We start from the raw sequence: 20,803 nt of genomic DNA, 5'->3' as shown, positions 1-20,803 counted from the left end.
CCCCTTCATGTTTTCCGGCGCGGCCCGACACGCGCGCTCGCTTCCGCTTGCACCCGTCAGAAGTTCCGGGTAGCAAACACACCGACGAAATTGCGGTCCGAATACGGGTTCCCCACCGACTGATGGCCACCGAAGAACGCCGCGAAGTTGATGCCCGCCTGCCACGTCGGCGGATTCTGGTTGAACAGCACGTAGACGTTCACCGACTTCGCACCCTGCATGTAGTTCGCGGTGAAGGTCGGCGTGTACCCGTAGAGGCCGGTGCTGAACGTCACGCCCGGCGTCACCTGCCAGCCGGGAATCAGCGAGCCGTCGTAAGTCCAGTTGAAGTCGACCGTCGCGCCCACCGAACTTGACGTGCCCTGCCCTTGCGCGATCGGATAGCCGAGCCCCGAGTTGTTGTTCAGCCACGGGAAATAGCCGGTGGCCGGCACCTGCGTGACCGGCTGCCCGTCCACCGTGCGCGTCACGTCCGAACCGAGGCCCGGGTAGTAGATCCACGTGAGTTCCCAGGTCAAAGCGGCGGAATCCGCGGCAATCAGCTTCAGGAACGGGTACTCGCTGCGCGTCAGCGCGAGGAGCCCGTTGACATCCAGCTGGAACTTCTTCTTGTCGGCCCACTGCTGGCAGTTGACACCCTGTACACCGTTCGTGATCAGGTCGGTCGGGCCGCCCGCGCCGTAGCAGCTCGACAGCGCGACCGCATCGCGCGGCCGATACGACAGCTCCGTACCGATGGCCCACGGGCCGACCCCGAAGTTCGCGCTCGCGCCGAACAGTTGCCGGTTCTGGAGATACGACCATTGCGCGGTGCCGTTGGCCAGCGTCGACAGCACCGGCGACTTGTCCGTGTAGTTCATGTAGTAGAACGCGAAGTTCGCATCGAACGAGCGCGGCGAGTAATTGAACTTCACGCCGAACTGCGGCCGGTACTTCGCCGGCAACTGCGTGGAGACCGGGATGCCGAGGTCATTGAACGGCGGCCCCGCGAAAGCCCCGTTGACGAGCCCGTTCTTGATCGCGTTCAGCGTATCCTGGTTGCCCGCCGCAGCCCCGCCGCCGATCGCATTGGCGATCGTGCCGACGCCCGGGCCCGCGACGTTGGGGTTGTTGGCGTTGATCGTGAACGGTTCGGCGCCGCGGCCGATGACGTTCGCCAGCGACCAGTACGAACCGACCGGCGGGATGCGGTTGCCGTTCCACTGGAACTGGTAATACGCTTCGGTGCTGAAGCCGTGGGAAAGATCGGCTGCGAGGCTCAGCATCGGCGCCGGCAGCAGCGCCTGCTTGAGTTGCGAACCCGGGATCAGCAGCTTCTGCACATCGATCGAGTTGGTCGCGTTGATGCCGCTCTGCGCGTAGATGCTCTCGCCCCAGTTGATCACCTGGTTGCCGAGCCGGACGTGTGCGTTGCGCCCGCCGATCGTGAAATCCTTCTGCGCCCACAGATCGAGGAGTTGCGTGTTGTACACCACCTGCGCGGCAGCCGTGCTCGACAGCGGCGTTCTGGCCGTTCTCCCGGCGAGGAAGTCGTACATGCCCGTGCCGCGCACCATGAACTTGAGCCCTTCGCTCGGCATCTTCAGCAGCAGCTCGCTGGTCGCGCTCACGTACGTGCTGAACGGCTGCCCCTTGCGGTAGTTCAGGTCACCGTTGTCGCCGTAACCCCACTGGTTCGTATTGGCGGCCGCGCCACATCCGTATGCGTTCGGATCGCCGGTCAGCGAGCAGCTCGGACTCTTGGTCCGGATCCCGCCGCCCGCCGTGAGATTGCTCACCCACGACCCCTGGACGGCTCCGTCCCCGAGCGTGAACTCGTACCCGTACGCAGTCGACGTTGCCGCGCCCAGCATTGCAATCGACACCGTAGTACTCTTGACGATATTGCTTGCTTTCATCGCACCACCCACCCATCTCCAGACCGGATGCCGACGGCGCGAGTGCGCACGTCGGGCCTGTTTTGTTTTTTTATTACCGCAATCAGCGTTCGCTGACCGATCTCAGCGATTCCGCCGAGTAGAAATCGGACTTGAAGCGCGGATCGTTGATCTCCTGATACCAGCGGATATCCTTGCCCTGGCCGATCGTCGACGAATCGAATACGTAACGCCCGCTCAGCACGTCGTACTGCGCCATCGGCTCGTTGTCACAGGCACCGCCCAGCTCCCATACCGGAATCGGGTAGCTCTCGCGCACCTTCCACAGCTTGCCCTGCGCGTCGTAGTCCTCGCCGACGAGTGCGAGCCAGCTGTCCTCGTCGAGGTAGAACACCTTCTTCGACGCGACGTGGCGCGCGCTCGGCTTGACCGTCGCCTCGACGACCCATACGCGATGCATCTCGTAGCGGCGGTTCGCCGATGCGATGCCGTCCGGGGTCACGACGTCGTGCAGCTTGCTCTTGAACTTGTACATGCCGAATGCGTTGTACGGAACGAGCAAGTCGCGCTTGCCGACGAGCTTCCAGTTGAACCGGTCGATCGAGCCGTTGAACATGTTGGCTTCGTCGATCAGGTACTGGTTCTCGAAGCCGATCAGCGGCGCGTCATGCGTATAGGCCGGCATGCGTCTCACGCGGCGCTGGCCCGGAAAGTAGTAGTAGGTTTCCGAGTCTTTGTTGAAATACTGGCGCTGCACGAATGCCTGCCCGGCCAGCGCGGCCGGCGAAGTGGCCGAGAAATAGGCGGCCAGGCTGAGCTGGTCGACATCCTTCGGCCCGCTCTTGCCCGATTTACCCGCCGGGAAATAGAAGACCTGCGGGCCGATCCCGTCGATCCATTCGCCGCCGCCCGGACGCGGCGAGATGGACGTGACGACCAGCGGCCATTCGATACCGACACCCCGATACCGGTTCTCGTAGTTCAGGATCGCTTCGGCGCCGTTTTTCGGCTGGGGAAACAGTACGCCGGGCAAGATGCCCGCTTCGAGCGTTTCTCCATCCGACGCGAGCTTCGCGGCCGTGAGGTTGGCCTTCGCGTTCTGCTCGGCAATTTCCGGCAGCTGGCACTCGCGGTGCGACGGATAGACATCCATCCGGTAACCCTTGCGCTGCTTGATCAATGCGATCTGGCCGGGCGACAGATTGCTCGCGTACTTGTCGACGTTCGCGGCATCGATCGAATAAAGCGGCTTCTCGTTCCGGTGTTTCCAGAAATCGCCTCGCGTCTTGCCGTATTCCCAGCCCGACTGCTGCTCCTGCTTACCGGCGAAGGCCGGAATAGAGCCGTCCTTGCTCGCGCCGCGTTCGGCTCCTGCGGGGGTAAGGTCGTCAGCCACGGCACTGCCGGCCATCACCAACAACGCAGCCGCGATTGCGGACACGGTTCCGATCGTGTGCTTCTTCATCATGTTCTCCTTCCGAGACTCGGCTTTCATTCACCGGTTGTGCGGTTGACGGGCGACAGGCGTTCAATCCGTCTCGTGCGGTTAGCGCGCCGCTTCATGGAAAGCCATCGCGCGATCTCCGCGACCGCGAAACGCTCGACATCACCGGCCGATGCGATCTATGTTGTAAGTAATACGAAGTATTTTCGGTATTCTTCTGCCGGATGCGGCGGCGTCGAACACCCTCTTGCGTCGACGCCGCGCCGGCCGCGCCAACGGCCGGGCGTCCGCGTCAGGCAGCGCCGGAACCGGCCACCGCCACCGCCCGCACTTCGACACACAGCTCGGGCAACGCGAGCTGCGTCACCCCGACCGCCGTCCACGACGGATAGCGATCCGGGAAGTATTCGTCCTTCACGGTTGTGAAGGCTTCAACCTCGGCGCGCAGATCCGTATGAAAAGTCGTCAGTTCCACCACGTCGGCAAGACTCGCGCCCGCCTCCACCAGAATCGCCTTCAGCGATTCGAACGCGATGCGCGCCTGCGCCTGCACGCCGTCGCCCGGCCGCATGTCCGCGCCGATCCCGACCTGGCCGGAAACCCAGATCGTGTCGCCCACACGCGTGGCCGGGGCGAAATGGTAGGTGTCGTACCACGCCTTGAACCCGGGTGGAATGATCGGTTGCCGCTTGCTGGTTGTTGCCATGACTGGAATCCTCCGGATTCAGACGAGTTGACGGAAGCACGGCGCGCGAAACGGGTCGCCCGCCTTCAAGGGCGCGAGTTCGTCCACGAACAGCACGCCGGCCGGCGTGAAGCCGGATGCGCTGTTGTCCGGCAGCGGGCTGAACGTGGCGTCGTCGCCGAAGAAGCGCAGCACGAGCGTGTGGCGATCGGGAAACGCCGGATCGACCACGCCGCCGCCGTGCAGCACGCCGGGATGAAGCAGCAGGACGTCGCCCGGCTTCGTGGCCCACGAGATGATGTCGTACTTGCCCGGATCGGCGCAGCGTTCGGCTTCGATGTCCGGCATCCGCGGCCAGACGCCACCGCCATGCAGCGGCTCGGTGGGATCGTCGACGTTCTGGAACGTGGTGCCGTCGTGACGCACGCCGCGATGCGAACCCCGGACGATCTCGAGCGCGTTGCGCTTGGGAACGGCCTCGAAACTGATCCACGCGTTGCCGAAGTGCATCCCTGCCCACGGCAGGTACGAGGTGTCCTGATGCCACAACGAGCGTGCGCCCTTTCCGCCTCGCTTCAGGAACAGCTCCTCGGCGAAGAACCACGCGTGCTCCGATCCCCACAAGTCGGCAAACAGGCGACCGAGCGGCAGCGTGGCGACCAGCTCGTCGAGCCGTTCCTTCGCATACGGATTCGCGTTGTCGACGTGCGACCGGAATTCGGTACCGTCGAGCAGGCTCGACGCCATCGGCCCCGGGTTTTCAATACCCCAGTCGAACGCGAGCCGGCATCGGGCCAGTTGTTCCTCGTTCAACACACCCTCGATCAGAACCGCGCCGTCTTCTGCGAAAGCCTTGCGCTTGACATCGTCCATTTGTCACCTCCTGTTGGTTCGCCCCCGCCTTGCTTGCGGGTCCGCTGTACCGTCTTGACTATAGAACGGGATAACAATGTTAGGTAATGATGATAAATTTAGAACAAAATAAAAAGAGAGGGTATTCCCGGTACGGATTCAACGCGTGGACAAAGCGGGATGCCCGCATGGCAGCCGATCCCCGGCCGGGCATGCGAAGCCGATCACGGCGGCGCGGCGAAAGGGCACGCGAAGGGCTAGTGCCCCCTCTTTCCTGCGACGATTGTTCGACGGCCTTCACGCGTCGCGGTCAGCACCGCGCCGACACCCCGCCATCCAGAACTAGCCGGACAACGAGACACTCGGGTCGTCGACGGATCGATGTCGACACCACCCGACGAAGGCCGGTGAATATGCGACGGCCGATGCACGCAAGCCGCGCTCCGGAACACCGTTACTCACGCGCGCGCGATCGGCCGCGGTGAGTCACGGAGGCGATTCGACCCTGCGCGGCACGACGACACGACAGCCGTCTCCGGCGCGTGTCTTCGATCGACGCGAATGCTCCGATGCGCGTCGCCACGCGCTTACGCGAGGCGACGATCCCCGTTCCGTGGCGAGCGGAACCGGCTGGCGTCATGCGTCTGACCCGCGCGCTCCAGCGCGCAATAGGCGTAATACAGCACGACCGTCATGTACGACCACGTCACCAGCGCGAGTACAAAGAAGTTGAGCACGACGTTGTGCTCGTCTCCCGGTATCGGATAGAAGTCGTAGATGCACGCAATCGCCATCGACGCCACCGCCGCGACGGTCGTCGTCATCGCGTGAAGCCGCTCGCCGGCCGCCAGCAATTTCCGCACAAAACCGGCGAGGTAGATCGTCAGCCATGCCCATGTCGCGACATAGAAATACGGCTGCACTTTCGCGATCAGGCCGGACACCAGCACGATGGTGCCGACGATGGAGATCCCGAACAGCACGACATCCTGACGGCCCGACGGCCGGTAGCCGCGCGTCACGGCCATCAGGCCCGCGACGGCGACGAGCGGCATCCCGAAGCCCCGGGAAAACGCGTCCAGGATATGCGACACGAGCCCCGAAATCTCGAAGTGAGTCGCGAAGTAGATCAGCGCATTGGTCGAAGAGACCGTGACGATGAGCCACTCGATCCCGAGCAGGAAATTGCGTCGCTTGAGAAACTTCCAGCCGTAAGTGGCCGTCGTGGTTGCCAGCAAGCCACTGGCGAAGCAAAGTACGAGCGTTCTGCTGTCCATGATCAAATGCTCCATTCCGATTGCGTACGGTTCATCATTCCTTCTCCGGATTCACACTCGCCAGGTACTGGGCGACGGCCTCGCGGTCTTTCGGCGACAGCGTGGCGGCGACGCGCTGCATCGTGCCGGTCGCATCGGTTCGCGTGCCGGCGGCAAACGCCTCCAGTTGCTTCAGCAGATAGTCGTGCCCCTGGCCCGCCAAGCGCGGGAACTGCGCCTGGCCTGTCAGGCGGGCGCCGTGACACGCGGCACACGCCCCCTTCTCGACTAGTTGCCTGCCTTGGGCCGCCAGTTGCGGATCGGCTTCGAAGTAGCGGTTGCTGCGGGCCGGCTGCCGCGCGTAGTACTCGGACAGCGACTTGATTTCGGTCTCGCTCAGGCTCATCGCCAGCGGCGCCATGTTCGGGTTGGCGCGCTTGCCGCTCGCGAAGTCGTGAAGCTGGGCCGCCACGTAGGACGCCGGTTGCCCCGCCAGGCTCGGATAACCCTGGTCGACCGACGTACCCTTGACGCCGTGACAGCCGAGGCACGCGTCGGTCAGGTGCGGCCACGGCCCGCCGTCGGCGCGGTACGCATCGTCGGACACGGACACGAACTGTTGAAGGCGGTACAGATTCAGCAGCGTCGGCCCGAAGACGACGAGCGATACGGCGACGAGCCCCGCAATGGCGAGCAAGATGCGTTTTTTCATGATTGCTCTCCTATGCGCGGCGCAGGCCGTTCAGTGCCTGCAAAGCGCCCTGATGGCCCGAACGCACGGCGCCATCCATGTAGCCCGCCCAGATGTTCGCGGTTTCGGTCCCCGACCAGATCAGGTTGCCGCACGGCAAATGCAGTCCCTCGCCGTGCGCAGTCCAGAAACCGGGTGGAATCGCGGACACGCACGTGATCGTCCACGGGTCGGCGCGGCTCCAGTCGTGGTCGTGATACGACACGGGTGACAACGCGTCGTCACCCCACGCCTGCGCATAGATGTCCGTGAGGATGTGTTGCGCGGCCTTCCGGTCCGTCGGCAACAGCGCGTTCCGGACGAATGCATTGATGATCCCGATCTCGCCGCCGGGCGGGGAGTTGTCGAACGCCCAGATGATCGGCCCGCCGACCTGGAAGATATGGCCGTTCAGCCCCTTCTCCCGCCAGAACGGACGGCGATAGACCATCGCCGTCTTGCGCGCCGGCGAGTGAGCGGGCCACGCACGCTGCAGCGACGCCCGCTTCTCGGGCAACGCCGGCTCGAACTTCACCTGGTTGCAGAGGGCCGGGTGGATGGCCATGATGACCTTGCGCGCACGCACCTCTCCACGATCGGTATGCAACGTGACGATGTCGCGATCCCAACCGGAAATCCGGCGCACCGGGGTGGACAGGCGCACCGTGTCACCCAGTTGCCCGGCCATCTTCGTGCAAAGGATTTGTGAGCCGCCGATGAAGCGCGTTTCCTGCGCGCTGTGCTTGATGGAGTCGAGTTGCGTGAAGTCGCAGGATGCCGAATTGATCATCGACAGGAAGTGCAGCAGCCCCATCCTGACCGGCGGAACGCCGCCGCTCAGCGTGCACGAACCCTCCCAACCCATCCGGTCCTCGGGCTTGATGTCCTGCGTCACCAGCCAGTCGGCCACCGACAGCTTGTCCAGCTCGCCCGCCCGGGGCGACGTCCACGGCGCGCCCGACGGCACGTCCCGCGACATCTTGCTGAGCTTCGACGATATGGCTTCGTCGGTGCCGAACGTGCCTTTCAGGTCGGCCGTCGCGCGGCCTTCGCCGCCCAGGATGACCGTCTTGCCTTCGTAGTAACTCGGGAACGTGCCGACCTCCAGTTCGCGGGCGAGATCGGCGACGGCGGTCTGGCCAGGCCCGATCCATTGGCCGCCGACCTCGGTGACAAATCCGCCTTCCACGTTGTAGTTGAGTGTCCGGCCGCCGACGCGGTCGCGCGCCTCGAGCACCGCGAACGATTCGCAACCGGCCTGTCGCAAGTCGCGCGCGGCCGTCAGTCCGGCCAGCCCCGCGCCGATGATGACCACGTCGAGCACGTCGCCCGGCGTGCCGGACGTGCCGCCTTCGCCGGCGCTCGCCTGCCGCGCGCCGATCGCAAGCGTGCCCACGGCGGCGGCTGACGCGCCCGCATACTTGAGCCACTGCCTCCGATGCAAATCGGCTGCTCCATTGGGGAAAGACTTCTTTGGCATTTTGTCTTGGCTACTGCAATGAAAGTCGCTCGGGAGCCGTCAATCAGGATGACGAACGATAGGCGGCCCGTTCGGCACGTCGTTCCAGACCGATCGGAATGCGGCCGCCATCCCCGCCCCGCTCGTGGCGCAAGGCAAGTCGACGAACCACGCAATCCATTTATAGGAATATGTGACAAACGTAGGTCATGATACATATAACCAAAATAAAGAAAAGACAGGGGATTACCCTGCCCTGGAGAACTTTCTAACGCTGGCAGACGACGATGCGCGAAGCAGGTCATTCATCGCACGAATGCAGGCCGATTCACAAAATAAACTTCAGTGCGGTGCACGTGCCCGCTATGCTCGCGGTCACGAATCCACGCGAGAAATCGCATCGACCCGCCGGCAATGGCATCGCCGCACGGCATTCCCGCGCTCGATCACGGCAACCCATATGCGGTCGCGCCCCGCCTGCGCGTCGTGGCACTCGTACCACTCAATCCGATGCCCCGCCTCGTCAACGGGGCATGGCTTAATGGGAACAGGAATGTCAGGCGCCTGCGTGGAAATACCCGTCGATATCTCGTCGCGATTCAACGTCCTCGGCTATCCGAACGGGGGCTACCTCACGAGGCTGGCCGCCGAGACGCTCGCCGGGCGAAGCGCGCACCCCGACCTGCTGTCGATCAACGCGAGTTTTCTCGGCCATCCCGTTTCCGGCCCCGCAACGGCCCGCATCGTCGAACTGGGATCGACGAAAAGCCTGTCGCGCGCGACGTTGTCGCTGATACAGGAAGGCGAACTCAAGGCGTTCTACGTGGCGACGTTCACCGACTTCTCCCGGACAACCGGCGCTACGGCGTCGCACTGCGCGGGATCGCAGCTGCCGGCCACGCCTTATCGCTCGTGCGTGAGCATCGACACGCTGGCGACCCCCGATCCGATGCGCTCGTTCATCTCACAGTTCGACCTGCGTCTCGCACCTGGTGCATTGCAGAACGGCGGGCCGGAACACACCGCGACCATCGAGGGATGGATTTCTCTGGATACCGAATCAATACCGACGCTCGCGTCGCTGACCCTCTTCGCCGATGCGTTCCCGCCGCCGATCTTCAACGTCATCGATCGCGCCGAGTGGGGATCGGTGCCGACGATCGAATATGCGGTACACCTCAAGGCCACGCCCGGCCCCGGGCCGATCCACGCACGCTTCCTGACGAAGGACGTCCGCAATGGCCTGTTGGTCATCGATGGTGAATTGCGGGATACGGGCGGGCAGCTCGTGGCGGAATCGCGTCAGCTGGCGAAATTCCGCGGAACGCTTGGCAACACGCCTCGGGCAAGCTGAATGCCCACCCTGCGCGTCACCATCGTCAAACGCAGCGCCCGCCACGCGGGATCACGCGCGGCGTCAAAAGAAAAAAGACAGGGACATGCCCTGTCTTCCTGTGTCACCTGGTCAGGCTGCGACCGCTATCGGCTCTTGCCGCCGGACACCTTGCCCTCCACCAGGCTGTACGCCGACGCCAGGAACCTCGCATCGAGCCCCTCCGTCTGCCGTCCCATCGTGTACTGGAGCGCCAGCCCGTCGGCCATCGCGACGAGCAGCATCGCGACGTGCTCGCCATCGGCCGCCTTGACGCCCGGATTCACCGCACGGACGAGCGCGGCAATGGCTTGCGTCAAGGACGCATACCATTCCTCGATCAGCCGAGCGCATTCGGGATCGATCGACGCGAACGAAACGAAGTGGGCCCACAGGGCCGTGCCCTTAACGTCCTTCGCATTCTCGAGCGCCATGCCGAGCAATGCATCGAGCGTTTCACGCGGCGGCGCGCCGCTTTCGAGCGCACGCTTCAGCGCGCTCAGGTAGGCCTCGATCTCGGGCTCCATGACCGCCCGAAGCACGGCAAGCCGCGTTGGAAAGTAGTACTGGAGGTTGCTGACGCTGATGCCGGCGCGCTGCGCGACCGCACGCTGGGAAAACTCCAGCGCACCGCCCTCGAGCAGGAGTTTCCTCGCCACGCGCACGATGAGTTTGCGCGTACGAACGCCCTGGGCCCGAAGGCCTTCAGGCTGCGCGCCGGTGGGTGCAGCACTCGATGTGCGCCGTTTCCTGGTCGGTTGCTCAATAGGCACTGTCATCGCTTCCGTCATGATCCGGGCGTTCCCGCCCTCCTGATGTGATAGGACCGGCGTTTCGCCGGTCGCGAACGACTATACCCGATGCCGACACCAATTTCCATCCGGGGCGCCGCCGGCCGGCGGCTCGCGGCCGCTGCCTCCGTCCGTCGCGGCGCGTGTATCGCGCGCCATGTCGCGGCTGCCGGGGCCGCCCCTTGCCTGCCCGCTCCACATCGGCGCTGGGGTCCGACAGCGCCGTCGCCACAAGCAGCCGGGATCGCCTCTCCCGGCGTTACCTGGCGCCGCCGTCGCGCCCGGAAGACACGTTGGCCAGGTAGTACGCCACGGCACGGATGTCGTCGCCGGACAACCTGGCGACAGCGGCATGCATCGCACCGGCCGGATCGGCTCGACTCCCGGCCTTGATGGCCGTGATCTGCTTCACCAGATCCGCTTCGCCGTGATTCGCGAGGCGCGGCGCATGATCCACCGATGCGGTGGCGGCCGCGGCGTGCGTCGGTGCGATACCCGCCAGGTAATGCGCGACGACCCGGATGTCATCGTCCGACAATGCAGCGGCCACCCCGTTCATCGCGCCTGTCTCGTCATGCCGCTTGCCCGCCCGGAACGCGACGAGCTGGTCCGCGAGATAGGCCTCGCCCTGCCCCGCGAGGCGAGGCGCGCGCTCGTTGCCCGTCAGGCCCGCGCCATGACACGCGACGCAGCTCCTCGTCTGCACCACCGACATGCCGCGCGCGGCGAGCGCCGCGTCGACGCGGATCTTCTCGTTCCGGACCGGCGCCTGTCGCGCGAAATACTCGGCCAGCAGCTTCATCTGTTTCTCGTCCATGCCGCGCGCAAGCGGCCCCATGTACGGGTCCGGCCGGCGGTCGCTGGCGAACGCGCGCAACTGGGCTTCGATGTAGGCCGCCGGCTGGCCGGACAGCGCCGGATATCCGCCGTTACCGGATTGCCCGCGCGGGCCGTGACAGATAAAACACGTCTCCTGCGGCTGAGGCCACGGGCCGGCATCGGCCCTGAGCGTGTCGGCCTCGCCGTCCAGCGCCTTCCCGAAGCGGTAATAGCCGTACAGATCGCGCCCGAACAGTACGCCTGCCGCCGACACGGCGGCGACCACGACAACACCGATGATCCATGCTCGCTTCACTCAAGCCTCCGTCGTCCGATGCGCGAGCGCACCCAAAACCTGCAGTGCGGCGCGATGCCCCGAACGCACCGCGCCATCCATCGAGCCGGCCCAGATATCGGCCGTCTCCGTTCCGGACCAGATCAGCCGCCCGGCCGGCGGGTGCAGGTGCTCGCCCCACTTCGTCCAGAAGCCGGGCGGAATCGGATGAATGCAGGTCAGCGACCACGGGTCCACCTTGCCCCAGTCGTAATCGTGGAATTGCGTCGGGCGCAGCGCCTTGTCGCCGAGCGCTTGCGCGTAGATCGCGGAAAGCGTTTGTTCCGCCACCTTCGCGTCGCTCGCCAGCGCGCCCGGTGCGATGAAGCCGTTGATGACGCCGATCGAGGCGTCCGGCGGCGAGTTGTCATAGGCCCACAACAGCGGACCGTTGACCGGGATGACCTGCCCGTTGCACCCGTCATCCCGCCAGAACGGCCGGTCGTAGACGTGAACCGTCTTGCGCATCGGCGCGTAGGCGGGCCACAGGCGCTGCAACTGCGCGCGGCCGTCCGGCAGCGGCGGGTCGAACACGAACTGGTTGCACAGCGCCGGATTCAACGCGACGATCACGCGGCGCGCACGTACGACACCCTGGTCGGTATGGAGCTCGACGACCTCGCGATTCCAGCCGGAGATCTTGCGCACCGGGCAAGACAGCTTCACCCGTTCGCCCAGTTCGTTCGCCATCCTGATGCTCAGCACCTGCGAACCGCCGACGAAACGCGATTCCTGTGCGCCCCCCTTGATCGACTCGAGCTGGTCGTAGTCGCTGTTCGCGCTGTTGATCGTCGCCAGGTAGTGCAGCAAGCCGAGCTGCGCCGGCGCCGTGCCGAGCGACAAACGGGCCGCCAGGCTGAACGAGAATTTCTCCTCGTTGGTCAGGCCTTGCTGCGCGAGCCACGCGCCCAGCGACAGTTTGTCGAGCGCCGCCGCATTCGGCGCTTTCCACGGTGCCGCCGAAGGTACGTTCTTCGCCATCGCGTTGAGCCGGGCCGCGATCGTGCCGTTGCCGCCCACCGTCCCCTTCGTGTCCTGGGCCACCCGCGCACCGTCCGCCAGATACACCGTCTTGCCGGCGTAGTACGTATCGAAGGAATCGACGTTCAGCTCGCGCGCGAGATCGACGATCGCCGTCTGGCCGGGGCCGAACCACTGCCCTCCCGCCTCGGAAATTCTCCCGCCGCCGAGGTCGTGGTTGTAGGTTCGCCCGCCGACACGATCGCGCGCCTCGAACACGACGAACGATTCACATCCGGCGCGCTTCAGGTCGCGCGCGGCGGTCAACCCCGCGAGCCCGGCGCCGATGATCGCGACGTCGAGCACGCCGTCGTTCCCGGTGACTGCGCCGGCTGCTTGCGCGAGCGACACTTCACCGGCCGCGAGCGACGCCGCGCCCACCGCTGCGAGGCGGAGTATGTTGCGCCGGGTCTGGGCATCCGGCCTGGGTTTGCGATTCATTTTTATGTTTCTTCCGTCCTCGTCAGTTTGTCCTTCCACCGGTACGCCGCAATCGCGCGGTCATTCCATCGTCTGGTCGCACGGGCTGCTCGCGAACACCCGCGTCACCGCCGCGTCGACCCATGCATCGGTCAGGTGCCACCGTCCGCTCGCGCCGTCGGGCAACACGTCGTCGCCCAGCCCCGTCAGGCCGAGCGTCAGCAATTCGATCGGCAAAGGCAGCCGCGCACCGGCGCACGCCAAGCCACGATCTCGCCGCGCGTTCAGAAATGCAGCGAATTGAACGCGAAACGGCTGGTCGTGCACGGACAGGAGTGCCGCTTCCATCCACATGACGCAGGCGTCCGGCTGGCGATAGCGTTGCCTGAAGTACGCGTGTATCGCACGCTCCATCGCCTCGCGGTCGTTGCCAGCCTCGACGATGCGCATCAGTTCGCGTTCGACGTCTTCGTGATCGCGCCTCAGTAACTCGAGCAGCACGACCGTCTTGTCGCGGAAATTCGAATAGAACGCACCGCGCGTATAACCCGCCGCGAGGGCAATGCTTTCGATGCTCGCCGCCTCGTACCCCTTTTCGGCGAAAATCGTGCGTGCTGCTTGCAGCAAACGCTCCCGCGACTCGCCGTCGCGTTTCCTTCCGCGCCGAGGCGTCGTCTTCATCGCATGTCCCGCCTGATCCGCGCCGGGTTCCGCATACTCTTTCAGATCCTCATTCATATCAGGATTCCTATTCGAATGAGGTAAATTCACGCCACCGGAGCATGCCTGCAGCCCCTGGCGTTTCCACATGACGCTTCCGCTCCAGCGCGCAATACGCGTAATAGATCGCGACCGCGAAATATGACCACGTCAGCAGGGCCAGCACGGGAAAGCTGAATACAGCGCCGTGCGCAGTGCCTGGCATCTTGTACAGGTCGTCGACATACGCGACGATCAGCGACAGCACGAGCGCCAGCGTCGTCGTCATCGCATGCAACGCTTCCCCGGCGCGCAACAGGCGCACCACGAAATAAACCAGATAGAGCGCCAGCACCGTCCACATCGCTACATAGAAATACGGCAGGACGACATCGACGAACTCGAGCGTCATCAGCGCCATCGTCCCCACCACGGCCATCCCGAACAACATCACGACCTGCTGGGCCATCGGCCTGTATTCGTGCGTGACGGCCATCATGCCGGCAGCCGCGATCACCGGGATGCCGAACCCTCTCGTGAACATGTCCAGGAAATGCGCTAGGCCGGACGAGCACGACCAGCCCGTCGCCATGAAAATCAGCGCATTGATTGAGGATGCCGTAACGACCCACCATGCGACTCCGAGCAGCGGGTTGCGCTTGCGGACAAATTTCAGGCCATACGTGCCTGTCGCCCATGCCAGCAAGGCGACGGACAACCAGATGTCAGGAGATCTGAAATCCATCATGAAACTTCCAGTACCGATTCGGTTCGATGCTTCATTTGTTTCCCGGATCAATGCTCGCCCGACGCGATTGCGCACGCCCATCTGTGTGCGCATGTCTCCCGCTCGCACCGGCAGCGACACCGCATACCACCGTTCCCCGATTCCCGCCCCGTCCATCGATTGCCGTCGCATCAAGCGGACCAGAATCCCCGTAACTAGAAATAGTTGACTAACGTAGGTCATAATACCTAACAAATGGCCGCACAAAAAAGCAGGGTATTCCCCTGCCTCCAAAGCACTTGGATTACTTGAAATCATCGGGGCGGCAGCCAGCCAACCCACGACGCAACACGCCTGCCGACCCGTACCGCGGGGCAACGCCAGCGTCGCTTGTTTTCGACGCACGCGGAACTATCTTGTCATCCGGTGGCACAATTTCGTGCGGGAATATTGCGATTCGATGGAGTGAATTGCAAAAATCCAGCGGACATCATGACTGAAGAATCCAAATCGTCCCGCGCAAGTCGAACTGCTCGGCCACCGTCTCTATCGGTCGATGATCAAAAGGCGACCGCCCCCAAACCCGTCGCCCGTCCCCACCTCACGCCGCGGCTGCTTGCGCCCACGGTGGCCGAAACTCCAGCCCGAGATGCTGGCTGATCGCAGCGTCGAGCCGCTCGACCGCGTCCCGCTCGATACGCGTCATTCCCGGATGCCAGATATCGACCAGCAGGCAAACCCGCGGCTCGTCGCTGTCGTTCCAGCTCTCATGCTCGAACGTATCGTCGAAAATGATCGCGCGACGGTCCGGCCACTCGCGGGTCTCGTCGCCGACGCGCAGTCGCGAGCCGCGCGGCACGATCAGCGGAAGCTGGCAGGTCAGCTTGAGATTCGTCGTGTCCGAATGCGGCGGGATCCGCGTACCGCCCTGGATCACCGAAAAGATGAAGGCGCCGCTCGGGCTGAGGAAATCCTGCACCTGCCGCATCAGCGCTGCGGTGCGCGGGCAGCGGCGGCAATTCTCCTCGACCTCGGGCTCGCCCTTGCGCCTGAAATAGAACGACCCCCAGTCGTTCCGCCGGATCGACTCGAAACGTCCCGCCACCTGCTCTTCATACGGCAGCAGCATCGGCGTGGTGACCTGCGCGAGAAACTCCTCGCGCAGTATGTCGACCGACGCCTCGATCGTCGACGTGAACGCCTCGAGCTCCGGATAATCGGACGCCTCGTACCACGGCTTGCCGTCCAGCCCCGGGAAATAGAACAGCAACGGCCGCTGATGTTTCGGCAACGCGGGCAGCGGAACGCGCCCCGTGTTGATGTCGACGAACTCGATCACGCGTTTGAGTTCCGCTATCCCGTACTGCGACACGAGCGCCTCCAGCGTTTCGTGAATCGCATTGCGCATCTCCTGCTTCATAAGTCGCTCTCCTTGGCTATCGTGGGGTGACAAACTAAAAAGATTGCCGCTACCGCATCGCGCATCACACATGAATCGAACCGGCGCGCGCTGCCCTACACGCGCGCCGTCGCCTTCGCCTCGTCCACCGGGCCGGCGGCCCAGCCGCCGATCGACGCACCGTACCCGGCCGCCACCGCGACCAGCACGCCGACGCCGCACCACACCGCCTGCACGCCCCACTGGCTGACCAGGTAGCCGAGCAGGATCGACGCAATCATGCTGCCGAGCTGGAACACCAGCGAAAAGAACGAGACGGCGCGCGATCGCAGCGCATCGGGCGTCCGGTGATGCAGCACCGCGTTGACCACGGCACCGGCGATGCCGAGGAACAGCGCGACCCCGCTCAGCACGACGCCGAACGCGACCACGTCAAACGCCCAGCGCGTCAGCACGAGGCTCACGGCGAGCCCGGCGAACGGCAGCGTCACGGCGAGCGCCGGCCGTGCGGCGCAATGCTTCATCACGCGATACGACGCCCAGCCGCCCGCGCCCTTGAGGACCAGCATCAGCGTGAGGAACAGGCCGAACGCCCAGGTCGCGCCATGCATCGGCACGAGCGTCTTCAGCACCACCGGCCAGTAGCTCTCCAGCACCGACACGACGCCGCCGAGCAGCATGCACAGCACGATCAGCGGCCGCACCGCGCCGCCATGCCACGCGAACCGGACCAGTTCGCGAAGATCGTCGAGCATCCTGCCGGCCGGCGCCGCCTCGTGCGGCGCCCGCTCCGCCTCGGCGAAAAACCACGACGTCAGGCCCAGCAGCACGATGAACAAGCCGCACGCGAACGCCAGGCCGATCTTGTACGGGTTGTCGAACAGCCGGCTGCCGATCAGGTCCGGGAGCACGCCGCCGACCAGCGACATGCTCGCCAGCCCGAGCGCGGAGGCCAGCTCCGCGCGGCCGAGAAAATACGGAATCCGCTTCGTCTCGCCGTGCTCGCGCAACAGGCCGACATACCACGCGTCGACGGTGCCGGAACTCATCGCACGCGCGACGCCGAAGCTCGCCGCGGCGAGGTACAGCATCGGCTTCTGGCTGAAGCACAGCATCAGCGCGCAGCCGACGCTGTTCATCAGCAGCGATACGCGATAGGTCCGGATGCGGCCCACACGGTCGGCCATCGCGCCGAACGGCAGCTCCAGCGCGATGGTCGACAGGCTGAACAGCGCCGCGTAAAGCCCGATCTCGAACAGCGTGAAATGGTTGTGCAGCAGGAACAGCGTGACGACCGGCAGCACGAGGCCGAAGGTGCCCCACAACGCCGCCTGCTGCAGGCAGTACCGCAGGTGGACGGTCATCGGCCGTCCTTGCCGCCGGACTCGAGCAGCAGGTACTCGCCGTCTTCCGCGCTGCCAGCGCCGATCTCGATGAAGCCGCACGCGGCATAGAACGCCAGCGCCGGCGTGTTGGCGCGCAGGCACTTGAGCCGGTAGTGCGTTGCCGGCCAGCCCGGCAGTGCGCGCAGCAGCACCCGGCCGATGCCGCGCCGGTGATGCGGCCGGTGCACGTACAGGTGATGGATGAAATGGTCGGGCTCCCAGACCGACACGAAGCCGGCGAGTTGCCCGCCGTCGTCCTCGGCGACCCGCAGCCGCTCGCCTTCCGTCTGGTCCTCGAAGTCGGTCAGCTGGAACGCGCCGGCCGGCTGCCAGACGAAGGTCTCCTGGCGCGAGCGCAGGAACAGCTCGCGCAGGGCCGGCATATCGGCGGCCACAGCGTCTCGTACAGTAATCCTCATGATTCGCTTACCTCGCAGCGGTCGTGGTTGTCGGGCCAGTGCAGCCCGGCAGGCTCGCCATCACGTCGGCGACGAAACGTTCGGTGTCCCAGCTGCGGTCCACCGTCGCGCCCAGCCGTGTAATAACCGCGCGGCACGACGGCACGATCACCACCAGCTGGTGATTGAAGCCGTCCATCATCATCAGATCCTCCGGCAGCGACGGAAACCGGCGCGCGCCGTCGACGCCGGCGTTCAGCCACAGGTGCGCGCCGCGCCGGCCGTCGTGCCGCTCTGCCTGCGGCGTCGCCATGAACCGCACCCAGTCCGGATCGACGATGCGCGTGCCGCGCCACACGCCTTGCTGCAGGATCAACTGGCCGAGCTTCGACCAGTCCCGCGCCGACGCCAGCATGTAGCTGCCGCCGACCAGCGTGCCCGACGCGTCGGGCTCCATCATCGCGGTGCGGATGCCGAGCGGCTCGAACAGCCGCGCCCGCGCGAACGGCACGATGTCGAGCGGCCGCGGCGAGACCGCGCGCGCGACGATCTTCGCGACCAGCACGCTGCCGCCGCTCTGGTAGTCCACCTCGCGGCCGGGCGCGACCTTCAGCGGCCGGCTCGCGACGAAGTGCGCCATGTCGGTCGACTGATACAGCATCTTCGTCGTGTCCGAGCCGGGCAGATAGCCTTCCTGGTAATCCAGCCCGCTCGTCCATTGCAGCAGGTTCCGCAGCTGGATCGCCTGGCGCGGATCGCCGGGCGACGACCAGTCGTCCAGCAGGTGATCCTGCGCAAGCGTCAGCTTGCCGTCGTGGGCCAGTACGCCCGCCAGCAACGCGGTGACGGTCTTTGTCATCGACCAGCCGAGCAACGGGGTGGCGGCCGTGACGCCCGGCGCGTACCGCTCGCCGACGAGCTTGCCGTCCTGCCGCACGACCACGGCCAGCGTGTTGCGCAGCGACCCGGGCGACGGCTCCGCCATCGCGCGCTCCAGCACGTTGCGCAGCGCCGGCGGAGGATCGGACGGCACGGCATCATCGACGTTGTTGAAGTTGTCGACGTTGTCGGCATCGGCCGCGGCGGGCGGCAGCGAGAGACCGCGGCCCTGTGCGCGCAACGCGTCGATCGCGTCGGCCGGCGCGATCGTGCAGCCGAGGCCCGGCCGGTACAGCGCGACCGTCGCGCGCAGCACGCCGAGCCCGGCGGCCTCGACAGTCTGTCGCGCACGGTCGATCCGGTACGTGACGAGGTTGAACAACGGATTGATCGGCTTCACTTCGCGCGCGAACAGCGCGCCCGGATTGCCGGCGCCGCCGGCGAGCACGCGCACGCACAGGTAATGCGACGCATAGCCGGTCGCGGCGGGCAGCGCCCAATACAGCAGGCCCGCGGCAGTCACCAGCAACAGCACGACTGTGACGGCGAGAATCTTGAAGGCGGTAGCGACACGGGACGGATGACGATCCGGCATGGGGGGTGTTTTCCTGGTTCGACGATTCGACGAAACGATGCGGGCGGCCACGCGGCCGCCCGCGCTCAGAGGAGGATTTCCTTCTTCAGGTACAGCCGTTCGGACTGGATGTCGTGCGCGTGGCAGCGGGCGATCAGCTTGTCCGATTCGACGATCGGCAGCGAGGTCGGCGCGTATTCGATGCTGGAGATGAACTTGAGCCACGGCTCCGCGCCCATCGCATAGACGAAGACCTGGCGCGGCGCGAAGCACTCGACCAGCGGCCACGCGCGCTCGCAGTCGGAGCCGTTCAGGCGGCGGTTCTGGTCGAACTGCCGCCCGAGCGGCTCGTTCAGGAGCGCGCCGTACAGCCAGGACATCGGCGCGCCTTCGCATTCCATGCCGATGAACAGCGTGCCGATCCGGCCGATGCGCTGCGCGATGCGCTGGTACAGCTCCGGCTGCAGGTTGTTCGAGTCGGCCGCGAACAGCATGCTCTTGCCGCCCACCTTCAGCGCGAATGCCATCTTGGCGGCGATATGCAGATCGCCGTGCTCGCCGAGGAACGGCAGCGCAACGATCTCTCCGCCCGGCACGGGCACGCTGTCCAGCTCGCCGACCTCGACCACCCGCTCGAACCCGCACGCCTCGAGCGCGAGCCGGATCGACGGGTCCTGCAGGAACCCGCCGTGGCTACGCGGCACCACCAGCGTGCCGATCCGGTGCCGTAGCTGCAGCAGGCTCTCGAGCACGATGTGATCCTGATGGTTGTGGGTCAGCAGCACGTAGTCGATGCGCTCGGGCAGATCCGCGAACGTGAACGGATCGTCGCCCTGTCCGAGCGGATAACCGACGATCGGATCGGTCAGCAGCGAAAATTCCGCGGTTTCGACCAGCACCGTCGCATGGTTGAAGTAGCGCACCCTCACCGGCTGCCCCGCACGCGCCGGCACCGACGGCGGGCGCGGCGGCGGCGCGTCGGTGAACCAGGTTTCGAGCGCCGCGCGCCGCGTGGTACCCCCTTCCGCGTGTGCGAGCAGACGGTCGATCAGGTCCGGCGCAGCGCCCGCGTGGCGGGCCGCGAACAGCTCGTCGTACAGCGCGTCGCGGAACGGCAGGCGGATCTGCACCATGTGCTCGTCGGGAAAGCGCGGCGTGCTGAGCATGAAGCTCCGGTCGTCGCTGGTCGCGACGAAGCCGTTCACGCTCTGCAGCGCGTCGAGATAACCGGCGCTGTCGTACAGCAGCCGCTCGAACAGCCGGTACGACGCGTGGCCGCGCAGGTCGTAGCCCAGCTCGACGAGACCCTTCAACGGCTCGGGCACCCGCGCATACAGCGGCGACAGCGTGTCGCCGCGCCCTTCCCGCGCGAGTAGTTCGTCGAGCTCGCGCAGCGCGTCCGCGAGCGCCAGCAGCGGCGCGGCGCGCGTGCGGGTGTCGCCGATCAGCGCATCGACCGCCGGCACGAGCTCCCGGCCGCCGTTGAGGAACGGCCCGCCGGCCATCTTCGCGGCGGAACGCCGGTGCAGCTCCGGCGCGCGGATGAAGGATTCCATGATGCGCAGGTGCACCTGCTTCATCACCAGCGCGCAGGTCGCCGGCTGCAGCAGGAAGGTCCACGCATACCATTGATTGATCAGCGGTTCGAAGACGGCGTTCGGTTTCAGGTAGATCTGGGTCATG

18 protein-coding genes are annotated in these 20,803 nt (G+C 65.5%); 1 reads left to right on the top strand and 17 read right to left on the bottom strand.

Features of this window, described 5'->3' with window-relative positions; genetic code table 11:
- Positions 1–56: 56 nt before the first annotated feature.
- The 7 genes from ACTRWB_RS16175 to ACTRWB_RS16145 all read right to left on the bottom strand — a co-directional run bounded on the left by ACTRWB_RS16175 (position 57) and on the right by ACTRWB_RS16145 (position 8,324).
- A complete protein-coding gene (locus ACTRWB_RS16175; protein WP_446902467.1) occupies positions 57–1,898 on the bottom strand; it encodes a DUF1302 domain-containing protein in 1,842 nt (613 codons plus the stop codon).
- Between the two features lie 82 nt (positions 1,899–1,980).
- Positions 1,981–3,345, bottom strand: a complete 1,365-nt coding sequence (locus ACTRWB_RS16170) for a DUF1329 domain-containing protein (protein ID WP_446902466.1) — start codon at positions 3,343–3,345, stop codon at positions 1,981–1,983.
- A gap of 268 nt (positions 3,346–3,613) precedes the next feature.
- Positions 3,614–4,027, bottom strand: a complete 414-nt coding sequence (locus ACTRWB_RS16165; RefSeq protein ID WP_446902465.1) for a RidA family protein — start codon at positions 4,025–4,027, stop codon at positions 3,614–3,616.
- Between the two features lie 18 nt (positions 4,028–4,045).
- Entirely contained in the window at positions 4,046–4,879 is an 834-nt protein-coding gene (locus ACTRWB_RS16160; protein ID WP_446902464.1) for a phytanoyl-CoA dioxygenase family protein, read from the bottom strand.
- Between the two features lie 566 nt (positions 4,880–5,445).
- Complete coding sequence (locus tag ACTRWB_RS16155; RefSeq protein WP_446902463.1) at positions 5,446–6,135, bottom strand: hypothetical protein; 690 nt, start codon at positions 6,133–6,135, stop codon at positions 5,446–5,448.
- Positions 6,136–6,169: 34 nt separating this feature from the next.
- Positions 6,170–6,826, bottom strand: a complete 657-nt coding sequence (locus tag ACTRWB_RS16150; RefSeq protein ID WP_446902462.1) for a c-type cytochrome — start codon at positions 6,824–6,826, stop codon at positions 6,170–6,172.
- Between the two features lie 10 nt (positions 6,827–6,836).
- Positions 6,837–8,324, bottom strand: coding sequence for a flavin monoamine oxidase family protein (locus ACTRWB_RS16145; RefSeq protein ID WP_446902461.1), 1,488 nt, complete (start codon positions 8,322–8,324; stop codon positions 6,837–6,839).
- Between the two features lie 547 nt (positions 8,325–8,871).
- Here ACTRWB_RS16145 and ACTRWB_RS16140 point away from each other — a divergent pair.
- On the top strand, positions 8,872–9,657 hold the full coding sequence (locus tag ACTRWB_RS16140; protein ID WP_446902460.1) for a thioesterase family protein: 786 nt from the start codon (positions 8,872–8,874) through the stop codon (positions 9,655–9,657).
- Positions 9,658–9,782: 125 nt separating this feature from the next.
- Here ACTRWB_RS16140 and ACTRWB_RS16135 read toward each other — a convergent pair whose 3' ends face one another.
- The 10 genes from ACTRWB_RS16135 to ACTRWB_RS16090 all read right to left on the bottom strand — a co-directional run bounded on the left by ACTRWB_RS16135 (position 9,783) and on the right by ACTRWB_RS16090 (position 20,802).
- Positions 9,783–10,454, bottom strand: a complete 672-nt coding sequence (locus ACTRWB_RS16135; protein WP_446902758.1) for a TetR/AcrR family transcriptional regulator — start codon at positions 10,452–10,454, stop codon at positions 9,783–9,785.
- Positions 10,455–10,725: 271 nt separating this feature from the next.
- Complete coding sequence (locus tag ACTRWB_RS16130; protein ID WP_446902459.1) at positions 10,726–11,601, bottom strand: c-type cytochrome; 876 nt, start codon at positions 11,599–11,601, stop codon at positions 10,726–10,728.
- Entirely contained in the window at positions 11,602–13,080 is a 1,479-nt protein-coding gene (locus ACTRWB_RS16125) for a flavin monoamine oxidase family protein (RefSeq protein ID WP_446902458.1), read from the bottom strand. It lies immediately after the preceding gene.
- Positions 13,081–13,140: 60 nt separating this feature from the next.
- Positions 13,141–13,869: a TetR/AcrR family transcriptional regulator gene (locus tag ACTRWB_RS16120; protein ID WP_446902457.1), complete on the bottom strand. Its 729-nt coding sequence runs from the start codon at positions 13,867–13,869 to the stop codon at positions 13,141–13,143.
- Positions 13,808–14,503 (bottom strand): hypothetical protein, encoded by a 696-nt coding sequence (locus ACTRWB_RS16115; RefSeq protein ID WP_446902757.1) that lies wholly within the window; start codon positions 14,501–14,503, stop codon positions 13,808–13,810. The genes ACTRWB_RS16120 and ACTRWB_RS16115 overlap by 62 nt, the downstream gene beginning before the upstream one ends.
- A gap of 583 nt (positions 14,504–15,086) precedes the next feature.
- On the bottom strand, positions 15,087–15,905 hold the full coding sequence (locus tag ACTRWB_RS16110; RefSeq protein ID WP_446902456.1) for an aspartyl/asparaginyl beta-hydroxylase domain-containing protein: 819 nt from the start codon (positions 15,903–15,905) through the stop codon (positions 15,087–15,089).
- A 95-nt stretch (positions 15,906–16,000) separates the two neighbouring features.
- Positions 16,001–17,248 carry an MFS transporter gene (locus ACTRWB_RS16105; protein WP_446902455.1) on the bottom strand — a complete coding sequence of 416 codons (1,248 nt, stop codon included), beginning with the start codon at positions 17,246–17,248 and terminating at the stop codon, positions 16,001–16,003.
- Entirely contained in the window at positions 17,245–17,688 is a 444-nt protein-coding gene (locus tag ACTRWB_RS16100) for an N-acetyltransferase family protein (RefSeq protein ID WP_446902454.1), read from the bottom strand. The genes ACTRWB_RS16105 and ACTRWB_RS16100 overlap by 4 nt, the downstream gene beginning before the upstream one ends.
- Positions 17,689–17,695: 7 nt before the next feature.
- Entirely contained in the window at positions 17,696–19,141 is a 1,446-nt protein-coding gene (locus tag ACTRWB_RS16095) for a serine hydrolase domain-containing protein (protein ID WP_446902453.1), read from the bottom strand.
- Positions 19,142–19,206: 65 nt separating this feature from the next.
- Positions 19,207–20,802, bottom strand: coding sequence for an MBL fold metallo-hydrolase (locus tag ACTRWB_RS16090; protein ID WP_446902452.1), 1,596 nt, complete (start codon positions 20,800–20,802; stop codon positions 19,207–19,209).
- Between the last annotated feature and the right edge of the window lies 1 nt (position 20,803).

The sequence above is a fragment of the Burkholderia sp. YIM B11467 genome, assembly GCF_052952715.1.
Note: the sequence above shows the minus strand (reverse complement) of the source record. Positions and strands in the feature narration are given on the sequence as shown.

Coding starts and splice junctions, on each gene's coding strand:
- ACTRWB_RS16150 (WP_446902462.1), bottom strand. CDS start 6,826: ATGAAAAAACGCATCTTGCTCGCCATTGCGGGGCTCGTCGCCGTATCG.
- ACTRWB_RS16095 (WP_446902453.1), bottom strand. CDS start 19,141: ATGCCGGATCGTCATCCGTCCCGTGTCGCTACCGCCTTCAAGATTCTC.
- ACTRWB_RS16090 (WP_446902452.1), bottom strand. CDS start 20,802: ATGACCCAGATCTACCTGAAACCGAACGCCGTCTTCGAACCGCTGATC.
- ACTRWB_RS16100 (WP_446902454.1), bottom strand. CDS start 17,688: ATGAGGATTACTGTACGAGACGCTGTGGCCGCCGATATGCCGGCCCTG.
- ACTRWB_RS16145 (WP_446902461.1), bottom strand. CDS start 8,324: ATGCCAAAGAAGTCTTTCCCCAATGGAGCAGCCGATTTGCATCGGAGG.
- ACTRWB_RS16110 (WP_446902456.1), bottom strand. CDS start 15,905: ATGAAGCAGGAGATGCGCAATGCGATTCACGAAACGCTGGAGGCGCTC.
- ACTRWB_RS16115 (WP_446902757.1), bottom strand. CDS start 14,503: ATGGATTTCAGATCTCCTGACATCTGGTTGTCCGTCGCCTTGCTGGCA.
- ACTRWB_RS16160 (WP_446902464.1), bottom strand. CDS start 4,879: ATGGACGATGTCAAGCGCAAGGCTTTCGCAGAAGACGGCGCGGTTCTG.
- ACTRWB_RS16135 (WP_446902758.1), bottom strand. CDS start 10,454: ATGACAGTGCCTATTGAGCAACCGACCAGGAAACGGCGCACATCGAGT.
- ACTRWB_RS16105 (WP_446902455.1), bottom strand. CDS start 17,248: ATGACCGTCCACCTGCGGTACTGCCTGCAGCAGGCGGCGTTGTGGGGC.
- ACTRWB_RS16165 (WP_446902465.1), bottom strand. CDS start 4,027: ATGGCAACAACCAGCAAGCGGCAACCGATCATTCCACCCGGGTTCAAG.
- ACTRWB_RS16155 (WP_446902463.1), bottom strand. CDS start 6,135: ATGGACAGCAGAACGCTCGTACTTTGCTTCGCCAGTGGCTTGCTGGCA.
- ACTRWB_RS16125 (WP_446902458.1), bottom strand. CDS start 13,080: ATGAATCGCAAACCCAGGCCGGATGCCCAGACCCGGCGCAACATACTC.
- ACTRWB_RS16120 (WP_446902457.1), bottom strand. CDS start 13,869: ATGTGGAAACGCCAGGGGCTGCAGGCATGCTCCGGTGGCGTGAATTTA.
- ACTRWB_RS16175 (WP_446902467.1), bottom strand. CDS start 1,898: ATGAAAGCAAGCAATATCGTCAAGAGTACTACGGTGTCGATTGCAATG.
- ACTRWB_RS16170 (WP_446902466.1), bottom strand. CDS start 3,345: ATGATGAAGAAGCACACGATCGGAACCGTGTCCGCAATCGCGGCTGCG.